Annotated in this window: 4 protein-coding genes; all 4 read left to right on the plus strand. The window is 63.7% G+C overall.

Annotated elements, in window-relative coordinates:
- The first annotated feature begins 124 nt into the window (after window positions 1-124).
- The 4 genes from F8N80_RS11380 to F8N80_RS11395 all read left to right on the plus strand — a co-directional run bounded on the left by F8N80_RS11380 (window position 125) and on the right by F8N80_RS11395 (window position 25,055).
- Window positions 125-11,137: a non-ribosomal peptide synthase/polyketide synthase gene (locus tag F8N80_RS11380; RefSeq protein WP_150783883.1), complete on the plus strand. Its 11,013-nt coding sequence runs from the start codon at window positions 125-127 to the stop codon at window positions 11,135-11,137.
- The gene (locus F8N80_RS11385; protein WP_150783884.1) at window positions 11,137-22,899 is read left to right on the plus strand and encodes a non-ribosomal peptide synthase/polyketide synthase; all 11,763 of its coding nucleotides are present in this window, start codon (window positions 11,137-11,139) and stop codon (window positions 22,897-22,899) included. The genes F8N80_RS11380 and F8N80_RS11385 overlap by 1 nt, the downstream gene beginning before the upstream one ends.
- A 179-nt stretch (window positions 22,900-23,078) precedes the next feature.
- Window positions 23,079-24,035, plus strand: a complete 957-nt coding sequence (locus tag F8N80_RS11390) for an alpha/beta hydrolase (RefSeq protein WP_150783885.1) — start codon at window positions 23,079-23,081, stop codon at window positions 24,033-24,035.
- Window positions 24,036-24,695: 660 nt separating this feature from the next.
- The gene (locus tag F8N80_RS11395; RefSeq protein ID WP_150745372.1) at window positions 24,696-25,055 is read left to right on the plus strand and encodes a DUF6124 family protein; all 360 of its coding nucleotides are present in this window, start codon (window positions 24,696-24,698) and stop codon (window positions 25,053-25,055) included.
- The last annotated feature ends 179 nt before the right edge of the window (window positions 25,056-25,234 follow it).

A 25,234-nucleotide genomic window follows, 5' to 3' on the forward strand; every position in this document is an offset into this window, starting at 1 on the left:
TGTTTTTCCTCGTTTTACCCTCCTTTCTGATACTTGTTCTCATTCGCTAATTTTTCCGGTCTGCATTCGTTTTATAGGGACGACGTGCCTTTGTGCTTCCCGCCACTGATCCGGATACCAAGAAATGAACGCTGAAGACTCCTTGAAACTTGCTCGCCGGTTTATCGGGTTGCCCCTGGAAAAGCGCCAGATGTTCCTTGGGGCCTTGCACAAGGAGGGCGTTGATTTCGCCCGCTTCCCGATTCCCGCGGATGTCGAAGCCGAGGATCGCCAGGCGTTGTCGTACGCCCAGCAGCGCATGTGGTTTCTCTGGCAGCTGGACCCGCAAAGCGGCGCGTACAACCTGCCGGGTGCAGTGCGCCTGACCGGGCAACTGAGCCTGCCGGCCCTGGAGCAAGCCTTCGCCAGCCTCGTTGAACGTCACGAAACCCTGCGCACGGTGTTCCAGCGCCAGGCCGACGACACCCTGCTGCAAGTGCCGGCCAGTGCGCCGCTGGTCATTGATCATGTGGATTTGCGCCCATTGCCGGCCGCGGAGCGCGAAATGGCAGTCGCCCAGGCGGCCGAACGACAATCCGTGCTGCCGTTCGATCTCTCGGTCGGTCCGCTGCTGCGCGTCACCTTGCTCAAGCTCGCCGACCAGGAACACGTGCTGCTGCTGACCCTGCACCACATCGTGTCCGACGGCTGGTCGATGAACGTGCTGATCGACGAGTTCATCCGTTGCTACGACGCCTTTGAAGCGGGCACGCAACCGCAGCTCGCGCCGTTGCCGATCCAGTACAGCGACTACGCCTTGTGGCAACGCCGCTGGCTGGAGGCGGGGGAGCAGGCGCGTCAACTCGAGTACTGGCAGGCGCAACTAGGCGACGAGCACCCGGTGCTCGAGTTGCCCACCGATCACCCACGCCCGGCGATGCCGAGCTATCGCGGGACCCGATACGAATTCGCGGTCGACGCGGAACTGGCCGAGCAGCTGCGCACTACGGCGCACAAGCACAACATCACGCTGTTCATGCTGTTGCTTGGCGCCTTCAATGTGCTGCTGCATCGCTACACCGGCCAGACCGACATCCGCGTCGGCGCGCCGATCGCCAACCGCAACCGTGCCGAAATCGAAGGCCTGATCGGCTTCTTCGTCAACACCCAGGTGCTGCGCACCCAGCTTGACGGCCAGACCCGGGTCGACGAGTTGCTGCGGGCCATCAAGGAAACCGCCCTCGGGGCCCAGGCGCATCAGGACCTGCCGTTCGAGCGCCTGGTCGAGGCGTTGAAACTCGAACGCTGCCTCAGCCACACGCCGCTGTTCCAGGTGATGTACAACCACCAGCCGCTGGTCGCCGATATCTCGGCCGTCAGCACCGCATCCGGCCTGGTGCTGGGCGTGATCGAGTGGGAAGGGCGCACCACGCAGTTCGACCTGACCCTCGACACCTATGAAAAGGGCGGCAGGCTGCACGCCGCATTGACCTACGCCAATGACCTGTTCGACGCCGCGACCATCGCGCGCATGGCGCAACACTGGACGCACCTGCTGCACGGCATGGTCAGCGATTCGCAGCAGCGCATCAGTGAGTTGCCGCTGCTGGAGCAAGCTGAATATCAACGCATCGTCCATGACTGGAATCGTGCTGACGAAAGCTTTCAGCAGGACCTGTGCATTCATGAGCTGATCAGCCAGCAAGTCGCAGAGAAGCCGACTGCACTGGCGGTGACTTTCGCCACCCGACAACTGACTTACGCCGAGCTCGACACCCAGGCCAATCGCCTGGCCCACAAGCTGATCGAACTGGGCGTGGGCCCGGAAGTCCGGGTCGGCGTGGCGATGCAGCGCTCCGACACGCTGCTGGTGGCGCTGCTCGCGGTGCTCAAGGCCGGTGGCGCCTACGTGCCGCTGGATCCGGATTACCCGGCCGAGCGCGTGGCCTACATGCTTGAAGACAGTCGCGCCCTGGTGCTGCTGACTGAGCCATCCGTCGCGGCGACACTCAATGTGACGGCCGACACCCAAGTGTTGCTGATGGAAGACCGGGCCTGGGCCGATTACCCAGGCAGCGCCCCGGTCACCCCTGTCACGCCGGACAACCTCGCCTACGTGATCTACACCTCCGGCTCCACCGGCAAACCCAAAGGCGTGGCCATCGCCCACCGCAACGTGCTGGCGCTGATCGACTGGTCGAAATCGGTCTACAGCCGCGAAGACATCCAAGGCGTCCTGGCGTCGACCTCGGTCTGCTTCGACCTGTCGGTATGGGAGCTGTTCGTCACCCTGGCCAATGGCGGCTCGCTGATTATCGCCCGCAATGCCCTGGAGTTGCCGCACCTGCCGGCCCGGGATCAGGTGCGCCTCATCAACACCGTGCCATCGGCGATCAACGCCTTGCAGCGCGACGGCCGGATCCCGCCGGGCGTGCGCATCATCAACCTCGCCGGCGAGCCGCTGAAACAGAGCCTGGTGGAGGCGCTGTATCAACAGTCGACCGTTGAACATGTCTACGATCTGTACGGCCCCTCGGAAGACACCACCTATTCGACCTGGACCCGTCGCGAGGCCGGTGGCCGCGCGAACATCGGTCGCCCGCTCAAGCACACCGCCAGTTACGTGCTGGATGCCGAGCTGCAACCGGTCCCCCAAGGCGTGTCGGCCGAGCTGTATCTGTCGGGTGCCGGCATCACTCGCGGTTACCTGGCACGTCCGGGCATGACCGCCGAAAAGTACGTGCCGAACCCGTTCGCCAGCAACGGCGAGCGCCTGTATCGCACTGGCGACCTGACCCGTTATCAGGCCGATGGCGCCCTGCAATACGTCGGGCGCATCGACCATCAGGTCAAGGTCCGTGGCTTTCGCATCGAGCTGGGTGAGATCGAAGCGCGGCTGTTGCAGCAGGATGCCGTGCGCGAACTGGCGGTGCTGACGCAGGACGGCGTCAACGGTCAGCAACTGGTCGCCTACATCGTGCCGACCGATCCTGAGTTGCTGGATGACATCGACGCCCAGGCGACTCTGCGGGAAACCCTGAAAGCGGCGCTACGGCAGCACCTGCCGGACTACATGGTCCCAGCATTCCTGCTGTTCCTCGCACAGCTGCCGCTGACCCCCAACGGCAAGCTCGATCGCAAGGCCTTGCCGGCCATCGACGGCACTCAACAACAACGGGTCCATGTCGCGCCACGCAGCGCCCTGGAAAAATCCCTCGCCGCCATCTGGCAGGACGTGCTGGCCATCGACAACGTTGGCCTGGAAGACAATTTCTTCGAACTGGGCGGCGATTCCATCGTCTCCATGCAAGTGGTCAGCCGCGCGCGTCAGGCCGGGATTGTGTTGAGCCCGAAAGACCTGTTCCAGCACCAGACCATCTGCAGCCTCGCCCAGGCCGCTCGCAGCGATGAGCAGCAACTGACCGATCAAGGCCCGGCGGTTGGCGCGGTGGCGTTGGCGCCGGTGCAACAGTGGTTCTTCGAGCAATCCATCCCTGAGCGTCAACACTGGAACCAGTCGCTGTTGCTGGTGCCGCGGGAGGCGTTGAACGTCGAGGCGCTGGAGCGCGCTCTAGAGCAGTTACTGACTCATCACGACAGCTTGCGCCTGCGCTACGAACAAAGCGAAAGCGGCTGGCAGCAGGCTTACGCCGCGCCGATAACGGAATCGGTGCTGTGGCAGCGTCAGGCGCAGTCGGTGGAAGCACTCAACGCTTTGTGCGACGAGGCCCAGCGCAGCCTCGACTTGCAGAACGGCCCGTTGCTGCGGGCGCTGCTGGTGGCGATGGCTGACGGCACCGAGCGTTTGCTGCTGGTCATTCATCACCTGGCCGTGGACGGTGTTTCCTGGCGCGTGCTGCTCGAAGATCTGCAGCAGTTCTACAGCGGCAACGGATCAATGGCGAAGACCAGCACCTATCAACGCTGGGTTGAGCGGCTGCAAGCTCATGTTCCAGCCTTTGAAAACAGCCTCGGGCACTGGCAGACCCAACTGCAAGGCGCACCTGCCGATCTGCCCTGCGAGCGCCCGGGCGGCGCACTGGAGAACCGCTTCGAGCACAAGATCGAGCTCAAGTTCGACACCGAACAAACCCGTAAATTGCTGCAGCAGGCCCCCGCAGCCTATCGCACCCAGGTCAACGACCTGCTGCTGACCGCACTGGCGCGGTCGGTGTGCCGCTGGAGCGGGCAGGGCAGCACCCTGATCCAGCTGGAAGGCCATGGCCGCGAAGACCTGTTCGATGACATCGACCTGACCCGCACCGTCGGCTGGTTCACCAGCCTGTTTCCGGTCAACCTGATACCGACGAGTGACCTCGGCGCGTCGATCAAGGCCATCAAGGAACAACTGCGCGCCGTACCGGACAAAGGCCTGGGCTACGGCGCGCTGCGCTACCTCGGCACGGTGCCGATTCGTGCCGGACTGGCAGCGCTGCCGCAACCGCGCATCACCTTCAACTACCTGGGGCAGTTCGATCGTCAGTTCGATGACGCGGCGATGTTTGTCCCGTCCAGCGAAGGCAACGGTGTGGCGCAGGACCCATCGGCACCCCTGGGCAACTGGCTCACCGTCGAGGGCCAGGTCTACGGCGGCGAGTTGTCCCTGAGCTGGGGCTTCAGCCGCGAGATGTTCGACACCGCGACCATCCAGCGCCTGGCGGACGACTACGCGCAAGAACTGAACGGGCTGATCGAGCACTGCTGTGCCCTTGAGGCAACCCAGGCCACGCCGTCGGACTTCCCGTTGGCACGCATCGATCAAGCGCAGCTCGATGCCTTGCCGGTCGAAGTCTGGACCCTCGAAGACCTGTATCCTCTGTCGCCGATGCAACAGGGCATGTTGTTCCACACCCTGTATGAGCCCGAAGTCGGCGCCTACATCAGCCAGTTGCGTCTGGACATCCAAGGCCTGGACCCGAAACGTTTCGCCCACGCCTGGCAGGCAGCCGTCGAGCGTCACGACATTCTGCGCAGCAGCTTCCACTGGCAGGGCCTCGACACCGCACATCAGGCGATTGTCCGGCAGGTGGCGTTGCCGCTCGAAGTGCTGGAAGCGACCGATGCCGACGCGTTGGCCGACGCCGAACGCGCCCAGGGTTTCGATCTGGGCACCGCCCCGCTGTGGCGCTTGAAACTGGTACGCACCGGCGCTGATGCCTGGCACCTGATCTACACCAGCCACCACATCCTGATGGACGGCTGGAGCAACGCGCAGTTGCTCGCCGAAGTGATCCAGCACTACGCCGCTGGCCAATCGCTGCCGTCGCCGTCGGGGCAATACCGCGATTACCTGGGCTGGCTGCAACAACAATCGGCCGCCGCTGGCGAGCAATTCTGGACCGCCGCACTGGCACCGCTTCAAGCCCCTACATTGCTGGCTGAAGCCCTGCGCCCACCAGTCGGCGCCGAAGGCAGCGAGGAGTATCGCGTCGCCCTCGATAGCCGTACGACCAAAGGTCTGGCGGAGTTCGCCCGCCAGCAGAAAGTCACCCTCAACACCTTGCTGCAAGCCGCCTGGAGCCTGTTGCTGCAGCGCTACACCGGCCAGGATTGCGTGGTGTTCGGTGCCACCGTCGCCGGGCGCTCGGCACCGCTGCAGGGGATCGAAGAACAATTGGGATTGTTCATCAACACGCTGCCGCTGGTGTGCGCGATGAAGCCGGATCAAACCGTCAGCCAGTGGCTGGGCGAGTTGCAAGGGCTGAACCTGGCCATGCGCGAGTTCGAGCATGTGCCGCTTTACGACATTCAGGGCTGGGCGGGGCAGCAGGGGTCGGCGCTGTTCGACAGCCTGCTGGTGTTCGAAAACTTCCCGGTGGCCGAAGCGTTGAAGCAAGGCGCACCGGCCGGGCTGTCGTTCGGCAACCTGCACAACCACGAACGCACCCACTACCCGCTGACGTTGGGTATCGAATTGGGCGAAAGCCTGAGCCTGGACTTCAGCTACGACGCGGCGCGATTCAGTGCCGTGCAAATCGCCGGACTGTCTGCCAATCTGCAGCATCTGCTGGGGCAAATCGTTGCGCTGCCGAACGCGGCATTGGGCGAGCTGGAGTTGCTCGACGCGGCCGCAAGGCATGCGCTGCTCGCGATCAGCCAACCGCCTGCGGTCGAGTTATCTACAACCCTGTTGGCGCACGAACAGATCGTCGCCCGGGCTGCCGCCACGCCACAGGCATTGGCGTTGCAGGTCGACGGTCAGTCCTTGAGCTACGGCCAGTTGAATGCGCAGGCCAATCGTCTGGCCCATCGCCTGATCGGCAACGGTGCCGGCCCTGGAAAGCGCGTCGGCCTGGCATTGCATCGCGGTCCGCAATTGATCGTCAGCCTGTTGGCGGTGCTCAAAAGCGGCGCGGCCTATGTGCCTTTGGACCCGAAATACCCGGTGGAACGCCTGGCCTACATGATCGACGACAGCCGCCTCGACCTGCTGCTGTGCGAGTCCGGCCTGCTGGAAGAGGTGCCAGGCGTGCTGCGCCTCAGCCTCGAAGACAACACCAACTATCCGGACAACGATCCGCAAAACCACACGCCCCCTGTAGGAGCGAAGCTTGCTCGCGAAAGCGGTAGCTCAGTCGCCGAAGATCTTGCCTACATCATCTACACCTCCGGCTCCACCGGCCAACCCAAAGGTGTGGCCATCGCCCATGCCGCACTGCGCGAGTTCTGCCAGAGCGCCGCCGACTATTCGCGGCTGTCGGCCTCGGACCGCGTGTTGCAGTTCGCGACCTTCAGTTTCGATGGCTTCGTCGAGCAGTGCTTCCCGGCGTTGTGCGTCGGCGCGGCATTGATCATGCGTGGCGATGACGTTTGGGACGCCGGCCGCCTGGCCGCCGAAATCGTCCGGCACGGCGTGACCGTTGCCGATTTGCCGGCGGCTTACTGGTACTTGCTGGCCCGCGAATGTGCGAGCGGCGGGGTGAGCAGCCTGGGCGATTTGCGCCAGGTTCACGTCGGCGGCGAAGCCATGTCGGTGGAAGGTTTGCGCTTGTGGCACCAGGCCGGTTTGAGCCATGTGCGTTTGCTCAACACCTACGGCCCGACCGAGGCGACCGTGGTATCCAGCGTTCATCAATGCCGTGTCGAAGATGCCAGCGACGCATTTGGCATCCCGATCGGTCGCGCCATCGCGGGTCGTGCGTTGTATGTGCTGGACGCTGCCGGCCAGCTGCTGCCAAACGGCGGCGTCGGTGAATTGTGCATCGGCGCCCCGGCCAGCCTGGCGCAAAGTTACTTCGATCGTCCGGCGCTGACCGCCGAACGTTTCCTGCCAGACCCCTTTGCCCGTGAGCCGGGCGCTCGCCTGTACCGCAGCGGTGACCTGGCGCGTTACAACGTCGACGGCAATCTGGAGTACGTCGGTCGTATCGACCATCAAGTGAAGATTCGCGGTTTCCGCATCGAGATGGGCGAGATCGAAGCCTGCCTGCAAGCCCGGGAAGAAGTGCGCGAAGCGGCGGTCATCGCGCAGGACGGGGCGCAGCTGGTGGCGTATGTCGTCGCCAGCGGTGTGGTGGTTTCCCAGGCGGATTATCTGGAAGGGCTCAAAGCCGTTCTGCGGCAGTCGCTGCCGGAGTACATGGTGCCGAGCCAGCTGATCCTGCTGGCCGAGTTGCCGCTCAACAACAACGGCAAACTCGACCGCAAAGCCTTGCCGCGCGCTGAAGCGGGTGATGCACAACGCGAATTCGTAGCCCCCGCCGAAGGGTTGGAAACGCATCTGGCGCTGATCTGGCAAGAGGTGCTGCAGGTCGAGCAGGTGGGCCGCAACGACAACTTCTTCGAGTTGGGCGGGCACTCGTTGCTGGTGCTGCAGGTGATCTCCCGCGTACGTCAGCAGTTGACGCTGGAACTGTCCGTGAGCAGCCTGTTCTCTGCCGCGAATCTGGCGGAGTTTGCCGAGCGTGCTGCACGGGCAAGCATCAGCGGCCAACCGGTCTTGCAACGTGCAGCGGCCGATCAGCCCCAGATCCTGTCTTACGCCCAACAACGCCAATGGATTCTCTGGCAGCTGGATCCGCGGAGTCCGGCCTACAACATTCCGGCCGCACTGCGCCTCAAGGGCACGCTGAACCGCGCAGCCTTGCGCGAAGCCTTCGCTCAATTGCAGGCCCGCCACCAGACCCTGCGCACCACCTTCGAACAGGATGGTCTGCAGGCGCGTCCCGTACTTCACGAAAACCTGTCGCTGCAACTGCAGGAGCGCCATTGCGATCAGTTGTCGATCGACAGCGCCGTGGCCGAAGAAATCGCCCGGCCGTTCGACCTGCGCAACGGTCCGCTGTGGCGAGCGTTGCTGCTGCAAGTCAATGCCAACGAGCATGTGCTGGTGCTGACCGTGCACCACATCGCCGCCGATGGCTGGTCAATGCAGGTCATGGTCGATGAATTCAGCACGCTGTATCAGGCCGGTGTCGAGGGGCATGCGGCGAACCTGGGTAGCCTGCCAGTCCACTACAGCGACTACGCCCGTTGGCAGCGCGATTGGCTGCAAGCCGGCGAGGGTGCACGCCAACTCAACTGGTGGCGCGAGCAACTGGCAGGCAGTCAGGCACCGCTTGAGTTGCCGAGTGAACTGACCCGGCCGGCCCGTCGCACCGAGCGCGGCGCCAGCCTGGTGCTGAACGTTGACCGCGAGTTGCTGGTCGGTTTGCGTCAACGTGCCCAGGAACAACAGGTGACCTTGTTCATGCTGTTGCTGGCGAGCTTCCAGACCTTGCTCCATCGCCAGAGCGGCCAGTCGAGCATCAGCGTCGGCGTGCCGAGCGCCGGGCGTTCGCGCATTGAAACCGAAGGCCTGATCGGCTTCTTCATCAACACCCAGGTGCTGCGTGCCGAGATCGACGGGCAACAGACTTTCAGCACCTTGCTGCAACAGGTCAAACAGGTTGCCTTGGGCGCGCAGGCTAATCAGGACTTGCCGTTCGAGCAGTTGGTCGACGCCTTGCAGCCGGGCCGCAGCCTCAATCACAGCCCGTTGTTCCAGGTGCTCTACAACCACCAGCAACAGTTGGGTGCCAGCGTCGAGCGCACTGTCGCCGGGTTGCAGGTCGAGCGTCTGCAATGGCAGCAGCACACCACGCAATTCGATCTGGTGCTCGATACTCAGGAACAGGGCGAGGCGCTCGACGCCAACCTGACCTACGCCACGGATCTGTACGACGAGATGTCCATGCAACGCCTCGCCGAGCAGTGGCTGAACCTGTTGCGCGCGGTGGTCATTGATCCACAGCAACGGGTGGCCGAGTTGCCGTTGCTGCAAGCGCCGCAATACGATGCGCTGATCCGGCACTGGAACCCGGCGTTCCAGGCGCAACCGCCGTCGCCAACCTTGCACCAGTTGTTCGAAGCCCAGGCTGCGCAACGGCCGAACGCAATCGCGCTGACCTATGAAGGCGAGCAACTGACCTATGCCGCGCTCAACGCCCAGGCCAACCGCCTGGCGCGCAAACTGCGCGAGCAGGGCGTCGGGCCTGAGGTGCGAGTCGGCATCGCCACCGAGCGGGCGATGCCGCTGGTGGTCGGTTTGCTGGCGATCCTCAAGGCCGGTGGCGCCTACGTGCCGCTGGACCCGCAATACCCGGCCGAGCGCCTGAGCTACATGATCGAAGACAGCGGCATCGCGCTGCTGCTGACCCAGCAACAGCTGATCGACGGCTTGCCGTGCCGCGACGGCGTGCAGGTATTGAGCCTGGAGTCGTTGTCACTGGACGCCTACAGCGCCGACAACTTGTCAGCGCTGGCGGCCCCGGAAAACCTTGCCTACGTGATCTACACCTCCGGCTCAACCGGCCGGCCAAAAGGTGCATTGCTCAGCCATGGCAACGTCGGGCGTCTGCTCACCGCGACGGCTGGCGAGTTCGACTTCGGCCCGGACGATGTCTGGACCCTGTTCCACTCCTACGCCTTCGACTTCTCGGTATGGGAACTGTTCGGCTCGCTGTGCACCGGCGGGCGCCTGGTGATCGTGCCATATTACATCAGCCGCGAGCCGCAGGCGTTCCACCGCCTGCTCTGTGATGAGGGCGTGACGGTGTTGAACCAGACCCCGACCGCCTTCCGCCAACTGTTGCCGATCGCCTGCGCCAGCCCGCGCAATATGGCACTGCGTCAGGTGATCTTCGGCGGCGAAGCCCTCGAAGTCGCCAGTCTGCGTCCATGGTTCGAGCGCTTTGGCGACCAGCGGCCGACCCTGGTGAACATGTACGGCATCACCGAAACCACGGTGCACGTGACGTACCGCGCCATTCGCCTGGCCGACCTCGATGGCAAGGCCCAGAGCCCGATCGGCCTGCCGATCCGCGACCTGCGCTGGTACTTGCTCGACAGCCAGTTGCAGCCGGTGCCGATGGGCGTGGCGGGTGAGTTGTACATCGCTGGCGCCGGTCTGGCCCGGGGTTATCACGGCCGTTTCGGCCTCACCGCCGAGCGCTTTGTGCCGAGCCCGTTCGATGCCGCACAACGCCTGTATCGCAGCGGCGACCTGGCGCGCCAGCGTACCGACGGCAGCATCGACTACCTCGGCCGCATCGACCAGCAAGTGAAGATTCGCGGTTTCCGTATCGAGCTGGGCGAAATCGAAGCCGCGTTGCTGGCGCAGCCGGGCGTACGTCAAGCGGTGTTGAGCGTGCATTCGGGCGATGGCGGACCACAGCTCTGTGCCTATGTCGTCGCCGAGCAAACCCCCCACGACCCGATCGCCTGGCGCGACACCCTGCGCGCCGCGCTCAAGGTCGATCTGCCGGACTACATGGTGCCGAGCCACTGGCGGCTGCTGGAGGCCTTGCCCCTGACCGGCAACGGCAAGCTCGACCGCAAGGCCTTGCCGCTGCCGGATGCCGAGGACTGGCAACGACCGTTCGAAGCCCCGGAAGGCGACCTTGAACGGCACCTGGCAGCGATCTGGGCCGACGTGCTCGGCGTGGCGCAGATCGGCCGACGCGACAACTTCTTTGAATCGGGCGGGCATTCGCTGCTCGCCGCCCAGGCCAGCGCCCGTGTGGAACTGGAACTGGGCATCGAGCTGCCGCTGCGCGCGCTGTTCGAATCCACCGACCTGCAGGCTTATGCCGCCCTGGCCGGGCAACACGCCCCGGCTGACAACGATGCACGTCTTGATGCGCTTGAGTCGCTTCTGGACGAGATGGAGATCAACTGATGGAACACACCACTGCCCAGCGTATCGCCACCCGCTTCGCCGGCCTGCCCGCGGACAAGCGCCGCGAATTTCTGCAACGCATGCAAGAGCAGGGCGTGAGCTTCGGCCAGTTGCCGATTCCGCCCGCCGCCGAGCCGCAAGCGAGCTTCGAACTGTCCTATGCGCAGCAGCGCCAATGGTTCCTCTGGCAGCTCGATCCGCAGAGCCCGGCGTACAACATTCCAGCCGCCCTGCGCTTGCACGGGCCGCTGAATGTCGCGGCATTGCAGCAAAGTTTCGACGTGCTGCTGGAGCGGCACCAGAGCCTGCGCAGCCGTTTCGTAGAAGACGACGGCCAGGTGCTGCAAACGCTGGCCGAATTCAATTCGTTGCCGATCGAACAGATCGACCTGCGCGGCGCACCCCAGGATCAACGCCTCGATCTGGCGATGAAAACAGTCGAGCTAGACATCGCCCGGCCCTTCGATCTGCAGCACGGCCCGCTGCTGCGGGTCAGCCTGTTGCAGCTCGACGCCGAAGACCATGTGCTGTTGCTGACCTTGCACCACATCGTCACCGATGGCTGGTCGATGGGCGTGTTGGTGGAGGAGTTTTCCCGGCTCTACGCCGCCCACTGCCAAGGGCAGAATGCTGCGCTGGAAGCGTTGCCGATTCAGTATTCCGATTACGCCCTGTGGCAGCGCCGCTGGATGGAAGCGGGGGAACTGGAGCGTCAACTCGACTGGTGGCGTGAAACACTGGGCAGCGAACAACCGCTGCTGGAATTGCCGACTGATCGCCCACGCCCGGCGCAGCCGAGCCAGCGCGGTGCGCGTCTGGATTTCGCCCTTGATGCGAGCTTGGCCAGCGGCCTGATGAGCCTGGCCAAACAGCGCGGCGTCACGCCGTTCATGCTGTTGCTGGCAAGCTTCCAGGCCTTGCTCTATCGCTACAGCGGTCAGTCCGATGTGCGCGTTGGCGTGCCGATTGCCAACCGCAATCGCGCGGAAACCCGGGGCCTGATCGGCTTCTTCGTCAACACCCAGGTGATGCGTGCCGAACTGGACGGGCGCCTGCCATTCAGCCAGTTGCTCGACCAGACCCGTGCTGCTTCGCTGGACGCCCAGGCTTACCAGGACTTGCCGTTCGAGCGACTGGTGCAAGCCCTGCAAGGTGAACGCAGCCTCAGCCACAGCCCATTGTTCCAGGTGATGTTCAACCACCAGCAAGCCAAGCCGGCGGCAGTCAGCGGCTTGCTCGCCGGGCTGCGGGTCGAGGCGCTGAACGCCACGGCGCACACCACCCAATTCGATTTGCAACTGGACACGCAGGAGGAGGGCGACAAGCTGTTCGCCAGCCTGACGTATGCCACCGATCTGTTCGATGCCGAGCGCATCGAGCACCTGGCTCGCCATTGGCGCAACCTGCTGGCCGGTGTATTGGCCAACCCGCAAACCCCGCTCGCCGAATTGCCGCTGCTGGATGCCGACGAGCGTCTGCGCATTCTGGATGACCTCAACGACACCGCTCAGGCCTATCCGGGCGAAGTCTGCGTGCAGCGGCATTTCGAAGAGCGTGTGATCGAAGACGGTGACGCCACCGCATTGGTGTTCCAGGGCCAGTCTTTGAGTTACGCCGAACTGAACCTGCGCGCCAACCGCCTTGCCCATCACTTGCGCGTCCAAGGCGTCGGCCCCGAAGTGCTGGTGGGGATTGCCTGCGACCGCTCGTTTGAAATGGTCGTCGGCCTGCTGGCGATTCTCAAGGCCGGTGGCGCCTATGTGCCGCTGGACCCGGAATACCCGCTCGATCGCCTGAGCTACATGATCGAAGACAGCGGCATTTCGCTGTTGCTGACCCAGGAACATCTGCTGGCGCAGTTACCGACCCCGGACAACGTGCGCACCTTGTGCCTGCACGCCGAGGCCGATTGGCTGAGCGATCTGCCGGGCAGTGATCTACCCAATCTGGCCGTGGCAGAAAACCTTGCCTACGTCATCTACACCTCCGGCTCCACCGGCAAACCCAAGGGCGCGGGCAACCGCCATGTGGCGCTGCACAACCGCCTGGAGTGGATGCAGGAAGCTTACAATTTGCTACCGAGCGACCGCGTGCTGCAAAAAACGCCGTTCAGTTTCGACGTGTCGGTGTGGGAGTTTTTCTGGCCGCTGATGAAAGGTGCCACCCTGGTCATCGCCGCGCCCGGCGAGCACCGTGATCCGCAACGCCTGACCGCGCTGATCGTCGAGCAGGCGATCACCACGCTGCACTTCGTGCCGTCGATGCTCTCGGCGTTCATCGGTGCCGAGGAGGCGCTGGCCTGCACCTCGCTGCAACGGATCATTTGCAGTGGTGAAGCGCTGCCGATGGAACTGCAACGCCAGACTTTGCGCAGCCTGCCCCAAGCCAATCTGTACAACCTCTATGGCCCGACCGAAGCGGCCATCGACGTGACCCACTGGACCTGTGTGGAAGAGGGTCGCGACAGCGTGCCGATCGGCCGCCCGATCGCCAACCTGCGCACCTGCATCCTCGACAGCGAACTGCAACCCTTGCCACTGGGCGCGGTGGGCGAGTTGTACCTCGGCGGCATCGGCCTGGCCCGGGGTTACCACCGTCGTGGCGCGCTGACCGCCGAGCGTTTCGTGGTCGACCCGTTCGGCAGCGGCGAGCGCCTGTACCGCACCGGTGACCTGGCGCGCTATCGCGCTGACGGTGCCATCGATTACTGCGGCCGGATCGACCACCAAGTGAAGATTCGCGGTTTGCGCATCGAGCTGGGTGAAATCGAAGCGCGCCTGCAAGAACATGCCGACGTGCAGGAAGCTGTGGTGCTGGCCCTCGACGGCCCGAGCGGCAAGCAACTGGTCGCGTACCTCGTGCCGCAGGATCGCGCGTTGGTCAGCGCCGATGCGGAGCAACAAGGCGCCTGGCGCGAAACCCTGAAAAGCCATTTGCTGGCGAGCCTGCCGGATTACATGGTGCCGGCCCAGACCGTATTGATCGAGCAGATGCCGCTGAGCCCCAACGGCAAACTCGACCGCAAACGCCTTCCTGCGCCGACCGCACAAGTCAGCCAACGTGTCTTCGAAGCGCCGCGCAGCGCACATGAGCAGGTGCTGGCGCAGATCTGGCAGGACGTGTTGGGCGTGGAACAGGTCGGGCGTCAGGACAACTTCTTCGAACTGGGCGGCGACTCGATCATTTCGATCCAGGTGGTCAGCCGTGCCCGCCGTGCCGGCCTGAGCCTGCAACCGCGGGATCTGTTCCAGCAGCAAACCCTGCAAGCGCTGGCAGCGGTGGTCAAGGAGCAGGCCGCACCGCTGGCGCAACAAGGGCCGGTGGACGGCGTGCAAACACTCACGCCGATCCAGCGCTGGTTCTTCGACGAGCCGATCCCGCAGCGCGCGCACTGGAACCAGGCGGTGCTGCTGGTGCCGCGGGAAACCCTCGAATTGCCGCGCCTGCAAGCGGCGCTGCAACGCCTGCTCAAGCAGCATGATGCCCTGCGTTTGCGCTTCAGCCAGGTCGATGGGCAGTGGTCGGCGCGTTATGTCGGAGCCGACAGCGCCGATGTAATCGATATGCTCTGGACCGCCCGCGTGGCCAGCGATGCGTCGCTGGAATCGGTGTGCGACGAAGCCCAGCGCAGCCTCAGCCTGCAAGACGGGCCGTTGTTGCGCGTCGCGTTGATTGCCCAGGCCGATGGCTCCCAGCGTTTGCTGTTGGTCATCCATCACTTGGCGGTGGACGGTGTGTCCTGGCGGGTGTTGCTGGAAGATTTACAGGCGGCCTACCAAGGGCAAGACTTGCCACCGAAGACCAGTTCGTTCCAGGTCTGGGCGGACAAACTCGATGCGTACGCACGCTCCGAGGCCGCTGCCGGCGAACTGGACGGGTGGCAGGCGCAGTTGAGCGTCGCGAATGATTCGCTGCCAGCCGCCAATGCCCAGGCCAGTCAGGCCGGACATCTGCGCCAGGGCGTCAGCATCGGCCTCAATCGCGAACAGACCCGCCAGCTGCTGCAACAGGCGCCGTCGATCTACCGCACCCAGGTCAACGACCTGCTGCTGACCGCGCTGGCCCGCACCCTCAGCCGCTGGACCGGCCACGAATCAGCGTTGATCCAGCTCGAAGGCCATGGCCGCGAAGAGCTGTTCGACGACATCGACCTGACCCGCACCGTCGGCTGGTTCTCCAGCCTGTTCCCGGTGTGCCTGACCCCGACTGCGGACCTTGCCGGTTCGATCAAGGCGATCAAGCAACAACTGCGCGAGATCCCCGGAAAAGGCATGGGCTACGGCCTGTTGCGCTACATGGGCGATGCCTCGACCCAGGCGGCGTTGGCTGCGTTGCCGCAAGCGCGGGTCACCTTCAACTACCTCGGGCAGTTCGATCAAAGCTTCGCCGAGGACGCGCTGTTCACTCCGGCGCGCGAATCCAGCGGTGCCGCACAATCGGCCGACGCACCCTTGCCGAACTGGCTGTCGGTGGACGGCCAGGTCTATGGCGGCGAACTGAAACTGGACTGGACCTTCAGCTGCGAATGCTTCGACCGGCGCGAGATCGAAGCGCTGGCGGCGGATTACCAAAACGAATTGCTGGCGCTGATCGCCCACTGCCTGAGCGAAGGCGCGGGTGGCGTGACCCCGGCGGACTTCCCGTTGGCCCGTCTGACCCAGGCGCAACTCGATGGCCTGCCGGTGCCGCCGGCGCAGATCGAAGACCTGTATCCACTGTCACCGATGCAGTCCGGTCTGCTGTTCCACAGCCTCTACGAATCCGAATCCGGCGCCTACGTGAACCAGCTCAGCGTCGAAGCCCGCGGCCTCGATGCCGAGCGCCTGGGCCGCGCCTGGCAAGCGGTGCTCGACACCCACCCGATCCTGCGCAGCAGTTTCCACTTCCCGGATGGCTTCGAAGCGCCGGTGCAGCTGGTGCATCGTCACCTGCACTTGCCACTGACCTGCCTCGACTGGCGCGACCGCAGTGATCAGGCCCAAGCGCTGGCGCGGTTGATCGACAGCGAACGCCTGCAACTCGATTCGACCCGGGCGCCGCTGATGCGCCTGACCCTGGTGCGCCTGGACGACGAGCGTCAGCAACTGATCTACACCCACCATCACCTGTTGCTCGACGGCTGGAGCAACTCGCTGCTGTTGAGCGAAGTGCTGCAGCGTTATGCCGGGCAACAGGTGCAGGCAACCACCGGGCGTTTCGCCGACTACATCGGCTGGCTGCAACGACAGGACGCCCAAGCCGACGAGCTGTTCTGGCGCGGGCAACTGGCGACGCTGGACAACCCGACCCTGCTGGCCCAGAGCCTGGCCCAGGGCAACAGTAAAAACCTGTCGACGGCGGAGTTTGCCGACCATCGCCAGACCTTCGATGTCGCCACCAGCAAGCGCTTCAGCGACTTTGCCCGGCAGCAGAAAGTCACCCTCAACACCCTGGTGCAAGGCGCCTGGGCGCTGTTGCTGCAACGCTACAGCGGCCAGCGCAGCGTCGCGTTCGGCGCGACGGTGGCGGGGCGCCCGGTGGACTTGCCGGGGGCTGAAAGCCAGCTCGGCCTGTTCATCAATACCTTGCCGGTGATCAGCAGCCCGGAGGCGCTTGAAAGCGTCGAGCAGTGGCTGACCCGCTTGCAGGCGCAGAACCTGGAACTGCGTGAGCATGAATTCACCGCGTTGGGTGATATTCAGCGTTGGGCCGGACGTGCCGGCGAGCCGTTGTTCGACAGCCTGCTGGTATTCGAAAACTTCCCGGTGGCCGAAGCGCTGCAACAGGGCGCGCCGGCCGGTTTGAGCTTCTCGATCCCGCAGAACCATGAACGCACCAACTTCCCGCTGACCCTGGCGGCCACCGCCGAAAGCCAGCTCAGCCTGAACTGGAGCTACCAGTGCGCGCACTTCAGCAGCGACGCCATTGCCCGCATGAGCGAGCACCTGGCTGCATTGCTGGCGGCGATGGTCGCCGCGCCACAGGCGGCATTGAGTGAACTGGACCTGCTGACCGCGCCGGAGCGCGCGCAACAGTTGCTCGAGTGGAACCCGGCGTTCGCCGCGCAGGAAAACCCGCTCTGCGTGCATCAGTTGATCGAAAACCAGGCCGTCATCCGCCCGGACGCCACCGCGCTGATCTTCAACGACCTGGAACTGAGCTTCGACCAGCTCAACCGCCGCGCCAACCAGTTGGCACACCGCCTGCGCGCACTGGGCATCGGTCCGGAAGTGCGGGTCGGCCTGGCGATGCAGCGAACGCCCGAGATGATCATCGGCCTGCTGGCGATCCTCAAGGCCGGCGGCGCGTACGTGCCGCTGGACCCGGCCTATCCGGCCGAACGCCTGCGCTACTTGATGGAAGACAGCGGCATTTCGCTGCTGATCAGCCAGTCGTGGCTGCGGGAAAAACTGCCATTGCCTGAAGGTCTGTCGGTACTGGAAATAGACCGCGAACCGCTGGCGTTCATGGCTGACACCAACCCGGTCAACCTGACCTGCGGCGAGAACCTGGCCTACCTGATCTACACCTCGGGTTCCACCGGGCGGCCCAAAGGCGTCAGTGTGGCCCACGGTCCGCTGGCCATGCATTGCCTGTCGATCGGCGAGTTGTACGGCATGACCCCGGACGATCGCGAGCTGCAATTCGCCTCGATCAGCTTCGACGGCGCCCACGAACGCTGGCTGACGCCGCTGGTGTTCGGTTCGGCGGTGATGCCGCGGGACGACGAGTTGTGGAGCGCGGAGCGCACCTGCGCCGAGATCGAAAAGCACGGCATCACCATCGCCTGCTTCACCCCGAGCTACCTGGCACAGATCGCCGATTTCATGGGCGAAGCGGGGCGTGATCTGCCGATCCGTTCCTACACCCCGTGCGGTGAAGGCATGGCCAAGCACGCGTTCGATGAAGTCCAGCAGGTGCTGCAACCCAAGCGCCTGATCAACGGTTATGGCCCAACGGAAACGGTGATCACGCCGTTGATCTGGCTGGCGTACCCGGATACCGAATTCGACTCGGCGTTCATGCCGATTGGTCGGCCGGTGGGCAACCGCAGCGCCTATATCCTGGATGGCGGCTTGCAGCCGTTGCCGGTCGGCGTGGCGGGCGAGTTGTACCTGGGCGGCGAAGGCGTCGCGCGGGGTTACCACCAGCGTCCGGACCTGACCGCTGAACGTTTCGTGCCGGATCCATTTGTGGCCGGTGCGCGCTTGTATCGCAGTGGCGACCTCGCACGGTTCCGCGCCGACGGCGTCGTCGAGTACCTGGGCCGTATCGACCAGCAAGTGAAGATTCGCGGGTTCCGCATCGAACTTGGCGAAATCGAAGCCTGCCTGCTGGAACACGAAGGCGTGCGTGAAGCCTTTGTGATCGATCGCGAAGGCCCGGTCAGCCGGCAGTTGGTCGGTTACATCGTGCCGCGCGATCCGCTCGCCGATGAGCAGGATTTGCGTGAAGCGCTGACCGCTCACCTGCGCAGCCGTCTGCCGGCGCACATGCTGCCGGCGCATCTGATGTGCCTGGCCGCGTTGCCGCTGACGCCGAACGGCAAGCTCGACCGTCAGGGTCTGCCGGCCCCCGAAGCTTGCCGTGAGACCCACGATCAAGTGGCCGCCGCATCACCGGCCGAAGCCTTGCTGGTGGAGATCTGGCAGGAACTGCTGGGGCTGGAGTCGGTGGGTGTCACCGAGAACTTCTTCGAGCTCGGCGGTGACTCGATCATCTCGCTGCAGGCAGTGAGTCGTGCCGGGCAGCGCGGGCTGGTGTTCAGTCCCAAGCAACTGTTCGAACAGCAGACCATTCGTGCGCTGGCCGCCGTGGCCAGCAGCCGTGAAGCAGCGTTGGTTGAGGCGCCGAAAGTCGACGCTTTCTCATTGGTGGCGCACATCGACATCGCCGCCCGCGAGGGTCTGCAAGACTTGTATCCGCTATCGCCGATGCAACAAGGCATGCTGTTCCATTGCCTCGATTCGCCGGAGCTGAACCCCTACGTCAACCAGTTGAGCGTGGCGGTGGACGGTTTGCAGGTACCGCGTTTCCGTGCGGCCTGGCAGACCCTGGTCGAGCGTCACGAAGTGCTGCGTGCGGCGTTCCGCTGGCGCGATGGCCTGGCGGATCCGCTGCAAGCGGTGTTCACCGACGTCGAGTTGCCGATCGAAGAACTCGACTGGCGCGAGCGTACCGACACCGAACAGGCGTTGAGCGAACTGGCGGCAGCGGAACAAGCCAAAGGCTTCGACCTGAGCTGCCCGCCGTTGATGCGTTTTATCCTGGTGCGCCTGGGCGATGACCGTTACCAGATGATCTGGATCTACCATCACCTGCTGCTGGATGGCTGGAGCGCCTCGCGACTGTTGGCCGACATGCTGCGCCTGTACCACAACGAAAGCCTGCCGACCCTGACCGGTCGTTACGCCGACTACATCGCCTGGCTGCAACGCCAGGACGGGGCACAGGCCGAAGGTTTCTGGCGCGAGCGCCTGGCATTGCTCGAAGAACCGACCATCCTGGCCAAGGCTTCGGGCGCTGCAGGCTCCGGTCACGGCGTGATATACAGCAACCTCGACGCCGAGGCGACGCGCAAACTGCACGCCTTCGCCAAGCGGCAACGGGTAACCCTCAACACGCTGGTGCAAGGCGCGTGGCTTCTGTTGCTGCAACGCCACAGCGGCCAGCGCAGCGTCGCATTCGGCGCCACGGTGGCGGGGCGTCCGACCGGGCTTGCCGGTGCGCAGGACATGCTCGGCCTGTTCATCAACACCTTGCCGGTGATCCAGACCCTCGACCCGCAACAGCCGCTGGGCGAGTGGTTGCGCGCGTTGCAGGATTACAACCTCATGGTCCGCGACTACGAGCACACGCCGTTGTCGGACATCCAGCGCTGGGCCGGACAAGGTGGCCAGGGCCTGTTCGACAGCATCATCGTGTTCGAAAACCATCCGGTAGACCGTGCCTTGAAAGGGGGCGAGGAAGGTGAGCTGCGCTTTGCCGAAGTCGGCAGCGGCGGGGTGACCAACTTCCCGATGGACTTGATGGTCAGCGCCAACGAGGAAGGTCTGGAAGTCGAATACCTGTTCCTGCGTGACCGCTTCAGCGAGCTGGAAGTTGAGCGGATTCGTGCGCAGCTTGAAGGGTTGCTGCGTGCATTGCCTGAGGATGCTACTTGTCTGCTGGGCAATATCGGTTTGCCTGAAGCGGTTATCAGCCTGCCGCAAGCGAGCGATGACCCTGCCGATCTGCTGCACGCCTTCAATCAGCATGTGTGCAACCAGCCGCAGAAAATCGCCTTGATCTGTGAAGATCGGCAAGTCAGTTATGCCGAGCTCGAGGCGCAAGCCAATGGGCTGGCGCAGCACTTGATCGGTCGCGGTATCGGTGCGGAAAGTCTGGTGGCTGTGGCGTTGCCGCGCTCCGAACGCACCATCGTCGCGTTCCTTGCGGTGCTCAAGGCTGGTGCGGCTTACCTGCCGCTGGACCTGGCGTACCCCGCCGAGCGACTGGCCTACATGCTCAGCGATTCTGCCGCCAGCCTGTTGCTCTGCGACAGCGATCTGGGCGAACGACTGACCCTGGCCGACAGCCCGCCACGTCTGTTGCTCGATCAGCTGAGCGTTGGCGACAGTGTTGAGCGTCCTGTTTCCAATCCATTGCCGGGACACCTGGCTTACCTGATTTATACCTCCGGCTCCACCGGCCTACCCAAGGGTGTGGCCGTGGCGCGCGGGCCGATTGCCCGGCATTGCCGTGGCATTATCGACCTCTACGAGCTGGCACCGCGCAGCCGCGAGCTGCACTTCATGTCGTTTGCCTTCGACGGTGCGCAGGAGCGTTGGTTGAGCGTGATGTTGGCCGGCGGCAGTCTGGTGATCCGCGACGACATTCTGTGGACCCCGGAACAAACCCTGGACGTGCTGCATCGTCATGGCGTCACCGTGGCCTGCTTCCCGCCAGCGTATCTGCAACAGATGGCCGAAGTGGCCGAGCGCCTGGGCAATCCGCCGGCGGTCGAGGTGTATTGCTTTGGTGGTGATGCAGTGCCGCAAGCCAGTTTCGAGCAAGTCAAACGTGCTCTGCGCCCACAGCGTCTGGTCAACGGCTACGGCCCGACCGAAACCGTGGTCACGCCGCTGTTGTGGCGTGCCGAAGTCAGCGAAACCTGCGATGCGGCCTATGCGCCGATCGGGCGTGGTGTGGCCGGGCGTGGTTTGTATGTGCTGGATGCCGATCTCAATCCATTGCCGGTCGGTGTCAGCGGCGAGCTGTACCTGGGCGGCGAATGCCTGGCCCGTGGTTACCACCAGCGTCCGGGCATGAGTGCCGAACGTTTCATCCCCGATCCGTTCGAGGCCGGTGGCCGCATGTACCGCACCGGCGACCTGGTGCGCCAGCGTGAGTGTGGGTTGATCGACTACCTGGGACGTCTCGACCAGCAAGTGAAGATCCGTGGATTCCGCATCGAGCTCGGCGAAATCGAAGCCCGCCTGCGTGACTGCGCCGGGGTGCAGGATGCCGCCGTGGTGGTGCACGACACGCCGACTGGCAAGCAGTTGGTTGGCTATGTGGTGGCTGCCGGTGCTGTTGGACTTGATCGCCGCTTGAAGTCTGAACTGCAAGCGCAACTGCCGGACTACATGGTGCCGGCACGGATCATGGTGCTGGAACGCTTCCCGCTGTCGGCCAACGGCAAACTCGATCGCCGCGCACTGCCTGTGCCTGAATGGGCCCTTGGCGGTTATCGTGCACCGCGCAACGCACTGGAAACGGCGCTGACCGCGATCTGGCAAGAAGTGCTGGGCGTGCCGCAAGTGGGCATCGACGACAACTTCTTCGAACTGGGTGGCGACTCGCTGCAGGTGCTCAAAGTGATTTCGCGGGTGCGCAGCCAGCCGCAACTGGGCTTCGACTTGAAGCTGCGCGACCTGATGCAGAAACCCTGCATCGCCGAACTCAGTGGCTATCAGGCGGCCGAGCAGGCGTCTGCGCCGGATCCGCTGCTGGCGCTGAATGCACGAATCCCGAACGTGCCGGCGCTGTTCTGCCTGCACGCCGGTTTCGGCACGGTGTTCGACTACGAACCGCTGGCGCGGCGTCTGGAAGGACGGCGCACGGTGTACGGCCTGCAATGCCGGATGCTGCTCGATCCGCAGTGGCAGGACGCGTCGCTGCTGGCCATGGCCCAGGCCTACACGCAACGGATTCGCACGCAACAGCCCGAAGGCCCGTACTACTTGCTCGGCTGGTCGCTGGGTGGCGCGTTGACGCAACTGGTTGCCCATGAACTGGAATCCCAGGGTCAGACGGTGGCGTTTGCCGGGCTGGTCGACAGCTATGTGGCGGGCACGGCGCAGGCGTCGGACTGGCGAGAAGATTTGGCGGACTTCTTGAAGTTTGTCCTCGGTCAGCCGTCTAAAGAAGCACAGGCGTTGATTGCCTCGAAAGCCGCAGGCCTGAACGAGCGCGAAGGCGCCACCGCAGTGATCGAGGCAGCCATGCACGGCTCCAATGACCACGCGGCGTTGGGCGCCAGTGAACTGACGCAGATCTTCGCCACCGGTTCATCGCTCAAACACCTGTCACTGGCGCAACGACAACTGCCCGCGATCCAGGCCACGGCCCATCGCTGGTGGGTAGCCGGGCGCGACGACGAACGTCGGGTGTTCGAGGCCCAGGTTGGCGGCCATGGCATTGATCGCCTGCTTGCCGGCGGACACTACGAACTGCTGCGCGGTGACGAATTGCTCGACGAACTGCAAGACCTGCTGGAGCACAGGCTGGCTATTGCGTAACCGCAGCCATGCACGAAACCCATGTGGGAGCGGGCTTGCTCGCGAAGAGTGCGTATCTGTGGATATTCATGTCGCTGACACACCGCATTCGCGAGCAAGCCCGCTCCCACAGGTTTTGTGTACATCTCAAGATTGTGTAAGCCCGATCATTGACCCTATTGCGTAAAAGGATTCATCCCATGGCCGTATTGCCAGAGCTTGAAGCATTTCTCGAACTCGCCGAATTCGGCCGCCTGACCGGCAAAAGCCGCGCCATGCATGAACAGTCGCCGCAACAGGCACGAATCGACTTCGAAGCCTCCTCGGCGTTTCTCGACGTGCCGCTCGACAGCGTTGCCTGCGAGGACTTCACCATTGCCGCACGGGACGGCCATAGCCTCTCGGCTCGCCTGTATCGCGACGGCAACCCGGTCGATGGGCTGCAGCCCGTGGTCCTGTATTTCCACGGCGGCGGTTACGTGGTTGGCAGTCTCGATTCCCACGACGCACTGTGCCGGCGTCTGGCAGCCCAGGGCGGTTTCGCCCTGTTGACGGTGGATTACCGCCTGGCACCGGAATGGCGTTTCCCGACCCCGGTACAGGACGCCTGCGATGCCGGCAACTGGCTGGTCCGCGAGGGCGCAGCCCATGGCCTGGACGCAACGCGGGTCGCCGTGGCCGGTGACAGCGTCGGCGCGACCCTGGCCACGGTGCTGTCGATCATGGCCGTGCGTGAGCCAGCAGAATTACTGTTGAAACCCAAGGCCCAAGTGCTGGTGTACCCGGTAACGGATGCCACCACCAAGCGCGCCTCGCACCGCGACTTTGCCGAAGGCTACCTGCTGGAAACGCCGACGCTGGACTGGTTCTACGCCCATTACGCCCGCACAACCCAGGACCTGGCGGACTGGCGCTGCTCGCCGTTGCTGGCGGCTGACCTGTCAGGCCTGGCACCGGCGCTGGTGTACCTGGCCGGCCATGATCCGCTGCATGACGAAGGGCTAGCGTATGCCGAGCTTCTGCGTGCTGCCGGTAATGAGGTGACGTTGCTGGAACAGCCGGGCATGACCCATGACTTCATGCGCATGGGTGGGTTGCTCAGTGAGGTGGAAGGGATTCATGCGCAAGTGGCGGAGTGGGTGCGTTCGCAGCTTTGAATTGAAATGCAAAACGCCGCCATTCCTGGATAGGGGGTGGCGGTTTTTTACATTAAGCAGGAAGATTTTTGGTGGATTTACCATCGCCTTCGCGAGCAAGCCCGCTCCCACATTTTGATCCATGTCGTACACAAATTTTGTGCCTCTGAAGATCAAATGTGGGAGCGGGCTTGCTCGCGAAGACTGCCCGACAGTCAATACAAATCTATAGCTCCAACAAATGCGCGTACTAACAATGCAGGCACTGTTTTTTCCGTTTATGTACATCGCGTGTAAGTACCGTTACCCGTCATTAAACATTGTTTAATTGCGTTTGCTTAATCGCCCGCAAGATGACTTCCTACAAGCTACAACACCTTGCGCCATTGCCTACAGTTACGCCAGAATCCGCCGGCTTGTGCGCCTTGGGTGCGGGCTCTATCGTTTATCGGTCGCTGAAAAACAGCGATCGGGTTTGGTAGCCCGTTTCGTATTAGGCGCATAGCGCCACCTTACGCAGTCGCTTTCTCGGGACTTTGTTTTATGGTGGCCATGCGCAGGGCTCCTTCAGGGGCGCCGGGTTCCTAATGCGACCGGTCTACCAACCCGCGTATGGCCGCCACCTTTCGTTTGGTAGCGAGGGTGATGGCTCCTTTGTTATTCGTATTAGGAGTTTCATCTATGTTCAAGGTCACACCCAACCCGCCAGACACCGATCCGGCATACCCCTACGAAAACCTGGATTCAAAAAAACTCCACGATGCCGCCGAGCGCGCGCTCGACCATCACCTCAATCCGGCCGCCAACATCATGGCCACGCCACGCACACCCGGCACCATGTTCATCGTCAATCCCGAGCTCGATACCGAGACACTGCTGGCCCATGCCTGCGAGTCGCTGGCATCGGCCAATGTCATGGCCATGGACCTGGCGGATCATATGGAGGGGCCGAGTCGCCATTCACTGCTGGGGATTGCGCAGGTCATCATGCTGGGAGAGTTGGCGGTGAATCGGGCGCTGGATCGACTCGACCCGCCTTAGTAGACACTGCCCCTTTGCCGGATGTCTGGTGCCGGGATTTGTAGCAGGGCGGCTATCGCCTTCGCGAGCAAGCCCGCTCCCACAGTTGCTAGATGTGAACATTGAATTCTGTGTTCACTGAAGATTCCCTGTGGGAGCGGGCTTGCTCGCGAAGACGGCATCACAATCAGCGAAATTCT

This window comes from Pseudomonas fluorescens, assembly GCF_902497995.1.
GTDB classification, from domain to species: domain Bacteria; phylum Pseudomonadota; class Gammaproteobacteria; order Pseudomonadales; family Pseudomonadaceae; genus Aquipseudomonas; species Aquipseudomonas fluorescens_BK.